Genomic DNA, 14,307 nt, shown 5'->3' on the forward strand with positions numbered 1-14,307 from the left:
CCGAACCAAATTTCCTAGAAATCGCTAATTGTTAATTAGCGACTCGAAGTTAACAACTAGCAATAAAATATTTTGTGATAAGTTAATATTTTTACTTACAGCTATTTGCTATCAAAGATACTACAAGAATCAACTATCTATCTATTTGGCTCTAAAAATAGACCACAGTCATGAAAACAGTTCAAAGCATTTTCATCAGTAATAGCCTTAAGAGCTTTAGTAATCGCTTCATCAAGAAGATTTGAAGTTTGAGCTGCTTAAGAACCGAGAATTACTTTGATTTTTTACCAACACAACTCGATGGAACATAAATTCGGCGAGTAGGGATATAAGCATTTCACTTGAACTCCGACAGATTGAATCAAACTTTCGACGGCTTAGAAATCATGAACAGGTAAATTATCCATAACTACAATTGCGCCAACGCATAACGGCGTTGCATATATTGATAATGATCGAGGAAAAACAGGGAAATATTTTTGAGGCTGGTGTTTTAGATAAAAAAGCAACAAACTAATTGAAAGTTGCAACATCTCTTGAGACTTGGAATAACATAAGGTCTTGCGATGTAACCCGCGCCAGATAATGTCTTAATCTCGTGTTGTCTCCTTCCACCCTTGTCATATAAGTCTTGCAAACAATATGGTCTTCAGAGTTGATATATTTTGCGTAAACACAATAGCCCTCAGTGACCCAGAAATAGCAAGACCAATTTTTACTCATCCTCCACAAAGCCACAAAAGTGTCACTGCTGCTATCCCCTAACGTCCAAGCAAGAATGCCCTCAGCAAAGTGATTTACTGCTGTAGATACAAGGAGCTTGTTTTTTTTGAGCCAACAAATGTCTGGAGTTCGTCGATTTCTCCTACTTCTGGTATGGTTTCAAATGCCTCAGTTTCAGGTAATGGTTTCCCTGTTTCTTTGACCCAGTTGATGACACTATTGTGGCTGATACCAGTACAACGCTAAATTAGTCTCGCGCCCCATGCCATTACAGTACATGAGAGGAGCAAATTTGTTTGGCATCCTCGGAATATCCACGCTCACTATAGGTTTCGACAAACTGGCGATTGCATTGCTTACATCGATAGCACTCTTTTTCGTATCGATGTCCATTTTTAACTACATCTTCACCGTTGCATTTGGGGCATTGCATTTTTTAAGTTTGAACAACTTTGCCTTTATTCTGCCACTTCCTATTTTTAAAGATCGTTATGAATATATGCAGCGCCGCATATTTTTCTGTTTGACACTGTGTCCCGAACTAAGAGACAATTAATACCATTTGAGATTTGAGATTTGAGGTTTGAGATGGGGAAGGATTGATGACGGAGTTTAGAGCTGACCGGCAGTTGCATTCTGTTTATAAACTGTTACAAGATGCGCAGCAGTTTCTTCTCAGCTTTGACCCCGCCCAAAAACGGATACCAGTTTCCGACAGGAGTCGCCAGCAGCCCAAAATTTTAGATCTTTGTTCAACCTCCCAGATTCATCTGTGGAGTAAATCTCAAATCTCAAATCTCAAATTTAAAATCGACTGACAGTACCGTCACCACTCTACCGGCGTACCGTTCATCTCAACTTCCCAACACAAGCGCTGCATTGTCAGATTGTCGGGATGGATGCGGCTCATGGCTGTAATGACCTATTTGGGTTGAAAAACCGGGTTTTTTAGCCAAAATCCTGGGTTGAGTGCGAGGGATTTCGGTGGAAAAATCAAGGTGATGAGCCTCAAGAGTCCGTCGGGGGTTGTGTTGGGACGCACTTTTGATTGAATGCGGCCTCCAGCGTGCGCGGGCTTGCTTTGAAAGCTAGCTAAAAAATTTTGATTTCTGGGGAACTATTGGCGAAAATCAAAAGTCTGGTCAACTACAGTGTACTGAAAAGTCGCAACTCAGTTCCAGCAGCCCGATTGCGGGCGATCGAACTTCCCGGCGATCGACATTGCCAAGAGCCCGGTGTGATTTCTCAATCTTGAGAGCCTACTCCGATTAACAATGGTTTATGTGTATTTCCTGGCTATTGTTTTAAATAATCACTAGCCACATCGAAGCTCAGTATGGTACACTCACAAACGTTTAGCTGAAATATTTTGGTGCTAGAGGAGGGAGGGAGTAGTGGAGTCGAGAGTCCAAAGCAGGAAACAACCGATATTTGCTGCTCAAGGAATACAGGATTCAACTTGCGATCCCGACCTCCTTACGGACAATTTAAATTACATGACAACTTATGGCAGCCGGGTCAATTAGGGTCTCAACCAATTTCCGGTTTCATTGGCTAAAAGCTTCAAAAAAAATAGTTGTACTCATTTAAAAAATAGGGTGCTGCTCCACCCGAATTTACGCCTGTGGACAAGTAGGAGCCGACTCCCTTGGTAGAAGCAGGAAGCAGACCCTCTAGAAACTACTTCTAGTTGAATGGTGGAGCTTAAATAAGCTTAGCCAGGTTTTGTATAGCAGAGAAAAGTGTATTGTATAAAAATGGTTCATCATTTAGGAGGAGTGTAAATGACACAGGTAACTAATCCAACAACACCAGTATCTTCAAACCCGGGACCGGGCGGTGGCGCTAACATTATCGGCACCCAGGAGAGTAACAGGTTAAACGGCACCGCCCAAGGCGATATCATCCTGACTTTTGGGGCCAACGATGTGGTCGCTGGTGGCGGTGGCAACGACCTGATTATTACCGGCGGCGGCAATGACACTGTCGGCGGCGGCGACGGCAACGATACCATCCTTTCAGGCAGCGGCGCCGATGTGGTAGCTGGTGGCACCGGCGATGACGTGATCTTTGCCGGTAAAGGTGATGACCTCGTAGACGGCGGTGATGGCAATGACCTGGTTTCTGGCGACAGAGGCAACGACACCGTACTCGGCGGCTCTGGGAGCGATACAGTCTATGGCGGCCAAGGCAACGATGTTGTCGGCGGCGGCGACGGCAACGACAGCCTGTTCGGCGGTAAAGACAACGATACTGTCGATGGTGGCTCTGGCAATGACTTTATCACTGGCGACAGAGGAAGTGATGTCCTGACGGGCGGTGCTGGCAGCGATACGTTCTACTTCTTCTCCAGCGGGGGCGATTATGGCGTAGACACGATCACTGACTTTACCCCAGGCGAAGATAAGATCCGCTTGAAGCAGGGCGGTGTGTTCTCTGGTTTGGGCAGCAGCTTCGATGCCACCGAGTTTGTAGTCGTTTCTGGTTTCAACGCAGCCAGCCCAGGAGCAGGCACGACGAACAAGTTGGTCTACGACCCAACAAGCGGTGCGTTGTACTTCAACGGCAGCAACGGAGTGCTAACTGTTGCTCAGTTGCAGACTGGTCTGACAATTACCTCGAACAGCTTCGAGTTGTTCTAAAACAAGTGGCAGTTGTGGGGCAGCACCAGATAAAATCTGGGGCTGTTCTCACACTACTGAAAGTCTTGGAAGCTTTCAACTTCATTCTGCCTGCTGCGGAGCGAAGTTGAAAGCTTTAATGTAGAGACAGGACTTAGCCACGCGGAGTCAGAAACCCGGTTTCTTGGTAAATACTTCCCTAGGAAAGTTAAGATACAGCAGATTCCAAATTAATGAGGTACACCTCAGAAACCCGGAGGGCAGGCGCTCTTGGCACAGCCTCGGAGCCAAACAAACCAGTTTTTTGTAATTCATTTGCCAGCAAAAGTGTCGTATCTCGTAGAAACGGTGTTTATGAGGCTTGAGTCTCCGAAGCAAAAGAAAGTAGGAAGTAAAACTCGGGGATTGGTGTCAACTTTAACGTCAAGCGTAAAAATTTTAACGATTTATTAGTGAAATTAATCGATCGTCCGCTCGGGCAAAATATAAATACAAAGTTTTTAAATCATAATTTCTAAGTTTTACTGAAGCGGTAAAGTAACCGCAACTGCTGGCGATCAATGAACACTCAAGAATATATCCGGCAAGCCCAAGTTTATTTGAACAGGGGGAAGTTAACTGAGGCGATCGAGTTTTGCAAAAGGGCGATCGAACTTCAACCGTTTTCGCCCTCGGCTTACACCACTTTAGGCGAAATTCTGGAAGCTCAAGGCGATCCGACGGCGGCAAGAGACGCTTTTGTGCGAGCTTTGGAGATTTCGCCGCAGTTTTTTCTGGCTCATGCTTATTTGGGTCAACTTTACAGCGAGTATTGGTGGCTGGATGAGGCGGTTTTTCACTACCGGCAAGCTCTGGATTTGAAACCAGACTGGCCGGAAGTTCATTATAACTTGGGAAATGTTTTTCACAATCAGGGTAATTTGTTAGAGGCGATCGACTGTTACCGAAAGGCGATCGCTCTTAACCCCAATTATCTACTTGCTTTCTACAATCTGGCTGTGGTTTTAGATGAAAATAATCAGCTCGAAGCGGCAATTGATACTTACCGACAGGTGATTGCTCTGAAGCCGGATTACGTAGAAGCTTACAGCAATTTGGGTGCGATTCTGCTGAAGGACGATCGCGCTGCTGAGGCGATCGAGGTTTACCAACGGGCGATCGAGATTAAGCCAGATTGGGCGACGCTGCACAATAATTTTGGTCAAGCGTTGCTGGACAAAAATCCCGAGCGGGCTATCGCATCTTACCTCACAGCTATTGAGTTGCAGCCGGACATGGTTTTGGCTCACTACAATCTGGGGAAAGCGTGGCAAATACAGGGAGAACATTCGGCGGCGGTTGCTTGTTTCGATCGCGCGATCGAGCTGAATCCCGAACATATTTCGGGCTATACAGACGCCGGGTTTTCTTTGATGGTTTTGGGCAAAATCGCTGACGCCATGCCTTATTTTAAGCGGGCGATCGCTCTGAAGCCAGATTTTGTTGAGGCTTACTGCCGTTTGGGAGACAGGCGCAGAGTTGCTGCTGTAGAAGATGATGAATTCTCAAGGGCGATCGCTGCGTGCGATCGATTTCTCACAGCATTGATGGGAAGTTCGGCAACGGATTGTATAACGGATGTTACGGATGTCACGGATGTCACGGATGTCACAGATTTAAGGGATTTAAAAGTAAAGAAAAAAGATGCTGCGGCTAGATATTTGTCAAGTGCAGATCGCGAATTGCCTGTTGCTGAAATCTGCGATAATTTAGCAGAAATTTACTTGCATTTGGGAAATGCTTTAACAGAGTACGGCGGGCACGAATCGGCCACCGCTTATTATCAAAAAGCTTTGCAAATTCAGCCACAAAATGCAGAGATTTACTGGCGGGTGGGAAATTCCTTAGCCCAGCAACAGCGGTTCAGTGCAGCAATTGCAGTTTACCGCATGGCGTTGACGATTCAACCTGCTTTACCGCAGGTTTATTTTGAGCTGGCAAAGCTGCTGGAAAAACAGGGGCGCTGGGAACGGGCAATCGATTATTATCAAAAGGTTTTAGAGTTGCAATTGCACGGGTATGGGGATCAGAAAGAGTGGAGTAAAAATAGTTTTATATCGCCCGATCGCCATTCTATAGAACCTCCTCACGCTATTTATTTATCGAGTTGGGATTGGCTGGTTAATGCTAAGTTGGATGCGGGCAATTATGTGGAAATAGTTTGGGAATCTGCACCAGAAGCCTGTGCCGAAAATATTCAGAATTCCCAATTTTCGCTAACAAATTCGCAATTGGCAAATGCCGATTGTACAGGTTTAACTTGCGGGCTGTGTTTGCAGAGGATTTCTAAGTGGTTCGATCCGGTGCATTTGGGTTGGGGAGTTTGCCGTTTGTCGAACTTGCAACCGCTACCTGTGGAGTCGCCAAAGACTTTTGTGGCACAGATTCCCAAGGGGCGAGTTTGGATTGTTCCGCAGGAAAATTATTGGATGATTTGCAAGGCGATCGCTGTAATTACTCCTGACAATTATTTATTGGCTGATGTGTCGAGAGATTATCCGGGGTTTTTGCCGGGATGTGAAAAGCATGATGTTAGAAAACACAGCGTTTTTCAGTTAGAATCATTTCCCGGTTTAAAGAAAATTGACGGTAGCGTGGCTGTGCTTTCTGGTTTGTCGGGAAATGTCTATTTTCACTGGATGGTTGATGTTTTGCCGAGGATAGAATTGCTGCGGCTCAGCGGTAGGGATTTGGCGGAAATTGATTGGTTTTTGGTGAATAGTTGTCAGCACCAATTTCAGCGGGAAAGTCTAAGAATTCTGGGCATTCCTGAAGAGAAAGTCTTGGAGAGCGATCGCTTGCCTCACATTCAAGCAACAGAGTTAATTGTGCCGTCTTTTGCGGGATATTTGGGCTGGCCTTCTGGGTGGGCGATGGATTTTTTGAGGCGCGAGTTTCTCAAGGGAATTATACCTAGTTCCAGCTATCCAAAACGCATTTATATCAGCCGCAGCAAAGCGAGATATCGGCGAGTTTTGAACGAGGAAGATGTGGTGGAGGTTTTGGAGCAATTTGGCTTTGTTTCTATTTTGCCGGAGTCGATGTCTTTGGCAGAGCAAATTGCTCATTTTTACCACGCTGAGGTGATAGTTGCTGCCCACGGCAGCGGCTTGACAAATACGATTTTTTGCCGCCAGGGAACTAAAGTAATTGAGTTGGTGTCGCCTCACTATATCAGCCATTATTATTGGGGAAGCAGTCAATATTTGCAGTTGGAACATTACTTTTTAGCGGGCGAGGCTTTTGAATGCTATCCTATTAGACAGTTGATGTATCAGAATTCGCTGACTGAGGATATTTTGGTGAACTTGAGTTCGCTGAAAAGGATGGTTGAAGTGGTGCGTTTGGGTTAGTTGGCGTCTGGAGTAAGTTTAATTATGCCCTCGATTGAGAAGATGGAAAAAGCAGCGGTTGATTTAAGTCGGCAAGCAGAAGTTTATTTAGCCGAAGGAAAGTTGAATGAGGCAGTTGCTGCTTGCGAGTCAGCGTTGAATATTGAACCGAATTTGGCGACAGCTTGCCAGACGCTGGGAAAGGTGATGCAGGTTCGAGGTGAAATCGAGCAAGCTAAGCAGTGGTATGAAAGGGCGATCGATCGCAATCCAAATTTGCCGGAAGTTTACGCTAATCTAGGCAGTTTGTATTCTCAGGATAAACAGTGGGAAAAGGCGATCGCCAATTGTGAAAAAGCGATTTCGCTAGCGCCGAATTTTGCTGCTGTTTATCGGCACTTGGCGAGAATTTGGACGCAGTTGGAGAAGCCAGAAGAGGCGGCAGACTGTTGGTATCAAGCTTTTAATATCGAGCCGAATTGGGCAACTGCTGACGAGCACGTCACTCTGGGAAATAGTTTTGTTGAATTGGGAAAGTTCGATCGCGCTATTGAATGTTATTCGCGGGCAATTAAGTTAAACCCGAAGCTGGCAACAGCTTATCACAATTTGGGGGAAATGCTGGTCCGGGAGAAACGGTCGGATGAGGCGATCGCCAATTACCGACAAGCCATTGCGATCAATCCAAATTCTTTTGAATCTTACCACTGTTTGGGTAAAACTTGGGCGGAGCGAGGTGAATTAGATCGGGCGATCGCCTGTTACAACAAAAGCCTCGAAATCAATCCCAACTACGCTCGTGCTTACCTTGGTTTGGGCAATGTTTTGATGCAAAAGCGCGAGTTTGATGCAGCAATTCAATGTTACCGTCAAACTCTTGACATTAATGATAATTCCTACTGGGCATACAATTGTTTAGGGGACGCTTTGGCTCACAAAAAACTGTGGTCTGAAGCTATTAGTTGCTACCGTAAAGCTATTGAAATAAATTCAAATATTCCTTGGTTTTATTGCAATTTGGGAATTGCCTTAACCTGCGAAAAAGCCTGGGATGAAGCTGTTAGCGCTTACCTGCACGCGGTTCAGATCGAGCCGAATTTGACGGGAATCAATCAGCGGTTGGGATATGTTTTGCGGAAGCGAAGCGAATCCGGTTTAGACAGCACAATCGAAACTTATTGTCAAGCTATTGAGGTACTTGCAAGCGGGAAAAATTACCACAACTTGCTGGGAATTGAGTTAGATGGAGCGGAGTTTTATATAAATTTAGGGAATAGTTTAGCGAAACAGAAGCAGTTGGAAGGTGCGATCGTATTTTATAGCATGGCACTGCAAATTGAACCGAATGCTGCGGAAGTTGTCGCCCAACTCAATGATGTTCGGGCGAAACAACAGGAGTTATACGCACAAATTGCCACTTACCGCCACCAAATTGAAATCGATCCGAGCAATTCTAAGCCTTACAACGATTTAGGAAATATTTTACCGCAATTAGGGGAATTAGAAGAAGCAATTATTTGCCACCAAAAAGCGGCCGAATTGAGGGGTTGGGCTGAGTGTGCGGCGAAAGATTATCAATTTACCCAAGATTGGTTTACACACAATATTCCTATTTGGCAACGGCATTTGCAGGAATTTACTGGAATTGCGGAATTTCAAGTAGTGGAAATCGGCAGTTTTCAGGGAATGTCGGCTTGCTGGCTGCTGGATAATATTTTAACTCATCAGACGGCAAAGATTACTTGTATTGATTTGTTCTTTCAACAACATTTTAAGGGCAATATTGTTAAAACTGGAGCCGCCGATCGGGTAATTGAATTAGAAGGTTACTCTCAAGATTTGTTAGTAAATTTGACTTCGGAATATTACGATGTTGCTTACGTTGACGGCTGTCACAAACCCACCAGTGCTCTGCAAGATGCGATTTTATCTTGGAGGTTGGTGAAAGTTGGGGGGCTGATGATTTTTGATGATTACGAGTTTACGTTTCCCGACAGCCCGGAGCAAGATACTAAAATTGGGATAGATGTTTTTTTGGAGATGTTTGGAAGTCAGTTAGAAGTAGTACACAAAGGCTATCAACTGATTGTCAAAAAAATCGGCAATCAAAGTTTGGGCGAAGAGAAAACTCTGTTGTCTCTGGGTTGGGAAAAGTTGGGGGATATTGCGGCAAATGCGGGTTATTTGGATGAGGCGAGCGCCCGCTATCAAACAGCTATTAAAATTAAGTCTGGCAACTACTTAACTCACCACAAGTTGGGTAAAACTCTGCAAGAGAAAGAACTGTTTGAGGAAGCTCGGGCCGCTTACCAAAAGGCGATCGCACTAAACCCTAATTTTAGTTGGGCTTACTACTTTTTGGGGGAAACTTTGCAGGCGATTGAGGAACAGGGCGAAGCCGCTGCTGCTTACCGCAAAGCTATTGAGTTAAATCCCGATTTTTGTTGGACTTACAACAATTTAGGCGATGTGCTGATGGAGCTTTCTGAGTGGGAGGAAGCTGCTGTTGCTTACCGCAAGTTAGTTGAACTAAATCCCGATTTTTGTTGGTCTTACGATAGATTAGGTAAGGCTTTGGTTGCACTGGAAAATTGGGAGGACGCGGCGGCGGCTTGCCGCAAAGCTATTGAATTAAATTCAGATGATTGTTGGCTGTACAATAGTTTGGGAGAAGTTCTGGAATCACAAGAAAATTGGCCCGAAGCAGCAGTGGCTTTTGGTCGTGCTATTGAGCTAGAACCTGAGCATAGTTGGCTGTATAAAAAGTTGGGCGATGCACTGCGGAATCAAGGGGAATTGGAAAGGGCGATCGCAATTTATGAGCAAGGCATCAATCTCGATCCAAAATCCTGTTGGTGTTACGAAGGATTGGGTTTGAGTTTAATTGCCAAACACCAGTGGGAACCGGCAATCACTAATTTAGTTCAAGCATTGCAAATTCAACCCGATTTGTTTGAAGCTTACGATAACATAGGTTATGCTCTGGAACAACAAGGAGAAGTCGATGAGAGCGATCGCGGAGAATACAGCAATCAAATATTACCCTTAAGTGTTCTCAAAAAATACTGTGGGTTTACAGAAGATTTGACCGTTACAGCAGAATCCAATCCTAACCTCACCTGCATTGACATCCATCCTGCGAGTCACATCAATTTATCGTATTCCAAAACAATCGACAGCAACAGCAGATTTTGGGAACATCAAAGTCATTCAAGAAAAGCTTTTGTTGCCGTATTGCCAAAGGGACGAGCTTGGGCAGATGTTGTGACTACGGCCGTTATTACTTCAGAAAATAAACTTGTTACTGATATTTCAATGGGTTGTGCTGAATTGGTAATCACTTCCGACAAATTGCCTCCCGCTGAACACGTCGATGGAAATGTGGCTTTTTTATCTGCTCGCTGGGGTGGAGCCGCTTATTTTCATTGGATGTTTGATGTGATTACGCGATTTGACCTTTTACAGCGGAGCGGATTGATAGAAACTATAGATAAGTTTATTGTCAATGCCAGGGATTCTTCCTATCAAGCAGAAACTTTAGAGACTTTAGGAATTCCTCAAGATAAACTTTTAGAAAGTCGCTGCAGTTTACACGTTACAACCGATAAATTAATAGTTCCGTCAATATCTTATAACGGATCGGGGGCAGTTTCTAAATGGAAGTGTGAATATCTCAGAAAGACATTTTTAAATGAGCAACAGCCACTAAACACAGACTATTCAGAGCGAATTTATATCAGTCGCCAACAAGCATCCTATCGACGAATTGTCAACGATGAAGAGGTAATTAAATACTTAGAAAAATTGGGGTTCCGCATTGTCAAGCTGGAAACGATGTCGATAGCGGAACAAGCATCGTGTTTGGCTGCTGCTAAAGTAGTTGTCGCACCTCACGGAGGAGGATTGACTAATCTAGTTTTTTGCAGTCTAGGAACTAAGGTAATTGAGATTTTTTCTCCGCTTTACGTTCCGTATTGTTATTGGATGATTAGCAATTTATGCGGTTTGGAACATTACTATTTAATTGGTGATTTGGTTGATGATGAAACTCCGACCAAACCTTTACATAAAGATATGCGGTTGGATTTGAACTCGCTGGAAAAATTAATGACTATTGCAGGAGTTTTGCATGGATAATGACTACCACGATTTGGGTAATTCCCTGCAAGAAAGCGGTCGGTTTGATGATGCTGTTGCTGCGTACAAAAAAGCTATTGAATTAAATCCTAATTTTTCTTGGTCTTATCACAGTTTGGGCGATGTTTTGCTGAAACTTGAAAAATGGGAGGAAGCTGTCGCGGCTTACAAAAAAGCTGTTGAGTTAAATCCCGATTTTTCGTGGTCTTATCACAATCTGGGCGATGCTTTGCTGAAACTTCGGCGATGGGAAGAAGCTGCTGCTGCTTACCGCTGCGAGATTGCACTCAACTCGGATTTTGCTTGGTCTTTTTGCAATTTAGGCGACGCTTTAACTAAACTAAAACAGTGGGACGAAGCTATCGCCACTTATTTAAAAGCTGTTGAAATTGACGGAGATTTGCCAGGAATTTACGACAAGTTGGGATATGCTGTCGGACAAACAGAGTCTGATTTGAAGTTGGTGCTAGAACAATTTAAATTGCAAATTACACCGGAAAATCGGGAATTTTATTGGCAGCTAGGAAAGAATTTAGCACAGTACGATCGCCCAAAAAGCGCAATTATTATTTATAAATTGCTATTGACAACTATGCCGAGTTGTGCAGCACAGTCAGCAGAATTAGAAGAGTTGTTGCAGCAGCAAGAAAAGTGCGTTAGCGAAGCCCTCGAAGAGGATCGCGCATTAGCCTCATCTCGCGCAACTGTCGCCCAAAAACCAGATGATTGCTGGTCTTATTACAATTTAGGTGCCGTTTTGAGCCACCAAAAATATTGGGAGGAAGCGGCGGAGGCATTTTGCCAAGCAATAAAAATAAATCCCGATCTTCCTTGGTGGTTTTATTACAATTTGTGGGAAGTTTTTGTTAGGCAAAACAAGCTAGATGAAGTTGAGAACTTGTGCCGCGAAGTTGTTGCAGCTAAACCGGAGGCTTTTTGGCCTTATCTAAATTTGGGGGAAGCTTTGACCAGGCAAGGTAAAATTGCCGAGGCGATTGATTTTTATCGAACTGTCAGTTACAAACAAAGTTTTGCATCTCTTATCAGTAAGAGAACAGGCAAGATGCCTGTTCCACAAGCAGATACAGGCAAGATGCCTGTTCCACAAAGTTGGAACTTAAAACCAGTCAAAGTTCCTAATTTTATTATTATTGGTTCTCAGCGGTGCGGGACGACTTCTCTATATACTTATTTAGCCCAACACCCGCAAATTTTGACTCCCATTAAAAAGGAGATGGATTTTTTCTCGTGGCACTTTGACAGAGGGATTGATTGGTATTTGGCTCATTTTCCGCCCATGCCTCCGGGAGAGCAATTTGTAACTGGCGAAGCAAGTCCAAGCTATTTTGACTCTCGGGAAGCACCGGAACGTCTCTACAGCGCGTTTCCAGAGGCTAAACTCGTTGTGCTGTTGCGAAATCCGGTCGATCGGGCGATTTCTCAATTTTACCGCTTGACTGGCTTAAACTGGGAAGCGCGATCGCTCGATCGAGTAATTAGCGATGAAATTGAACGGTTGAGTCAAAATCCAGAATACATCATCGGCGAGGAACCCGGGAATTATTTAGCTCGCGGTAGGTACATAGAATTTATAAAAAAATGGCGAGCTTTCTTTCCCCGAGAACAGTTGTTAATTTTGAAAAGCGAAGATTTTTATGCAGGTGCGGCGACAACACTCAAGCAAGTTTTAGAATTCTTAGATTTGCCGGAATATCAATTGTCTGAATACCAAAATGCTAATCCCGGTTCTTACCAGCCGGTCAATCAATCGGTTCGCGATTGGTTGAGGGATTATTTTCGACCTTACAATCAGGAATTAGAGGAATATTTGGGGAGGCAGTTTGATTGGGAATAAAGTTGAGCTAAGATTAGAACAACTTCTAAGGAGGTAATACCGATGCTGACGAGCGAGCTAGATACGCTACTTAAGGAACAAGCACTCCAACGCCAAGATCCTGAAGATCGCTACATTACCGATAGCGCCAACTGGGAACAATACGAGACACTGCTGAATCGGATTGGAGATACAGCGGGATATCGAGTTACTTATTTAGATGGAGTTTTGGAAATTATGTCGCCTTCTCGCCGCCATGAAAGTCGCAAAACTGGCATTGGAAATCTGCTAGAAATTTACTTTGTAGAATCTGAAATCGAATATTTTCCTTTTGGGTCTACAACCCTGCGACAAGAGGAAAAAAGTGGCGGTACGGAACCGGATGAAGCTTACTGTATTGGCACAGATAAAGAATTTCCCGATTTGGTAATTGAAGTGATTGTTACCAGTGGCAGCATCAATAAACTAGAACTGTATAGAAGGTTGAATGTGCGAGAGGTTTGGTTCTGGCGAAATGACCAATTTTCTATCTACCATTTGCGAGAAGAAATTCCGGTTGAATTCGTGTCCAACTGCGGTTATGAATTAATCACACAAAGCGAATTGCTACCGGGAATTGATATCGATATGTTGAGAGAATGTGTAAAAAATCCTCACCCGTTAGCAGCAGCCAAGGAATGGAGACAGAATTGCCGACCTACTTAAACAGCAAGTTTTAAATCTGCTAGCTGTCGCAAAGACAATGAACTGAGCTCGCGCGCGCCCAAGTCCGAGGAAAAGACCCGCCTCCTCTTGACAAGTCGTACTCGTTATGAGTACGCTAAAGTAAGCAATTGAACCTAAGTACCTAAGAATTTAAAATCATGCTGACGAACCAAGAAGGTCAAAGAGTACCCAAAGTCACCTTTCGCACTCGCAAAGACAACGAGTGGGTCGATGTCACCACCGATGATATATTTGCAGGTAAAACCGTAGTCGTCTTCTCGCTGCCTGGGGCTTTTACGCCCACTTGTTCGTCAACGCACCTCCCCGGTTACAACGAATGTGCCAAAGTTTTCCAAGAAAATGGCGTAGATGAAATAGTTTGTATTTCCGTCAACGACACCTTTGTGATGAACGAGTGGGCAAAAGACCAAGAATCAGACAATGTGACGTTAATTCCCGACGGTAACGGCGAATTTACCGAAGGCATGGGAATGCTGGTAGACAAAACAGACTTAGGCTTTGGCAAGCGGTCTTGGCGTTATTCGATGCTGGTAAAAGATGGCTTGGTTGAAAAAATGTTTATTGAGCCTGATGAACCAGGAGACCCTTTCAAAGTGTCCGATGCCGAGACGATGCTCAACTACATCAACTCCGCAGCAGCCAAGCCGAAGGTCGTTTCGCTGTTTACAAAACTGGGCTGTCCCTTCTGCGCTAAGGCTAAGGCACTGCTGAGTAAAAATGGCTTCGATTATGAAGAAATAGTCTTGGGCCGGGAGATCACAACTCGATCGCTCCGGGCTATGACTGGGGCTACAACTGTGCCGCAAGTATTTATCGACGGCAAGTTGATCGGTGGTTCCGAAGACCTAGAGTCTTATTTAGCTGTTGCTTAGTTAAACACAAATACTTAACCTGC

Annotated in this window: 7 protein-coding genes and 1 pseudogene; 7 read left to right on the plus strand and 1 reads right to left on the minus strand. The window is 44.3% G+C overall.

The window, feature by feature from the left end:
* Positions 1-485 precede the first annotated feature (485 nt).
* A pseudogene (locus E5S67_RS06955) lies at positions 486-1,156 on the minus strand (IS1 family transposase); the annotation flags it as partial.
* A gap of 687 nt (positions 1,157-1,843) precedes the next feature.
* On the opposite strand from E5S67_RS06955, the gene E5S67_RS33965 reads away from it, so the two are divergent.
* From E5S67_RS33965 to E5S67_RS06985, 7 genes are all read left to right on the plus strand, one after another.
* Positions 1,844-1,978 carry a hypothetical protein gene (locus E5S67_RS33965; protein WP_281363523.1) on the plus strand — a complete coding sequence of 45 codons (135 nt, stop codon included), beginning with the start codon at positions 1,844-1,846 and terminating at the stop codon, positions 1,976-1,978.
* Between the two features lie 529 nt (positions 1,979-2,507).
* Positions 2,508-3,365: a calcium-binding protein gene (locus tag E5S67_RS06960; protein ID WP_172186342.1), complete on the plus strand. Its 858-nt coding sequence runs from the start codon at positions 2,508-2,510 to the stop codon at positions 3,363-3,365.
* A 539-nt stretch (positions 3,366-3,904) separates the two neighbouring features.
* Entirely contained in the window at positions 3,905-6,736 is a 2,832-nt protein-coding gene (locus E5S67_RS06965; RefSeq protein WP_172186343.1) for a tetratricopeptide repeat protein, read from the plus strand.
* A 24-nt stretch (positions 6,737-6,760) separates the two neighbouring features.
* On the plus strand, positions 6,761-10,852 hold the full coding sequence (locus tag E5S67_RS06970) for a tetratricopeptide repeat protein (protein WP_172186344.1): 4,092 nt from the start codon (positions 6,761-6,763) through the stop codon (positions 10,850-10,852).
* Positions 10,845-12,707: a tetratricopeptide repeat-containing sulfotransferase family protein gene (locus E5S67_RS06975; protein WP_172186345.1), complete on the plus strand. Its 1,863-nt coding sequence runs from the start codon at positions 10,845-10,847 to the stop codon at positions 12,705-12,707. The genes E5S67_RS06970 and E5S67_RS06975 overlap by 8 nt, the downstream gene beginning before the upstream one ends.
* A 42-nt stretch (positions 12,708-12,749) precedes the next feature.
* Complete coding sequence (locus E5S67_RS06980) at positions 12,750-13,391, plus strand: Uma2 family endonuclease (RefSeq protein WP_172186346.1); 642 nt, start codon at positions 12,750-12,752, stop codon at positions 13,389-13,391.
* Between the two features lie 158 nt (positions 13,392-13,549).
* Positions 13,550-14,284 (plus strand): glutathione peroxidase, encoded by a 735-nt coding sequence (locus E5S67_RS06985; protein WP_172186347.1) that lies wholly within the window; start codon positions 13,550-13,552, stop codon positions 14,282-14,284.
* The last annotated feature ends 23 nt before the right edge of the window (positions 14,285-14,307 follow it).

The organism is Microcoleus asticus IPMA8 (genome assembly GCF_013179805.1).
In the GTDB taxonomy this organism is placed as follows: domain Bacteria; phylum Cyanobacteriota; class Cyanobacteriia; order Cyanobacteriales; family Microcoleaceae; genus Microcoleus; species Microcoleus asticus.

Bases quoted from the DNA above. Each gene is read 5' to 3' on its own strand.
- E5S67_RS06960 (WP_172186342.1), top strand. From the start codon at position 2,508: ATGACACAGGTAACTAATCCAACAACACCAGTATCTTCAAACCCGGGA.
- E5S67_RS06965 (WP_172186343.1), top strand. From the start codon at position 3,905: ATGAACACTCAAGAATATATCCGGCAAGCCCAAGTTTATTTGAACAGG.
- E5S67_RS06970 (WP_172186344.1), top strand. From the start codon at position 6,761: ATGCCCTCGATTGAGAAGATGGAAAAAGCAGCGGTTGATTTAAGTCGG.
- E5S67_RS06975 (WP_172186345.1), top strand. From the start codon at position 10,845: ATGGATAATGACTACCACGATTTGGGTAATTCCCTGCAAGAAAGCGGT.
- E5S67_RS06980 (WP_172186346.1), top strand. From the start codon at position 12,750: ATGCTGACGAGCGAGCTAGATACGCTACTTAAGGAACAAGCACTCCAA.
- E5S67_RS06985 (WP_172186347.1), top strand. From the start codon at position 13,550: ATGCTGACGAACCAAGAAGGTCAAAGAGTACCCAAAGTCACCTTTCGC.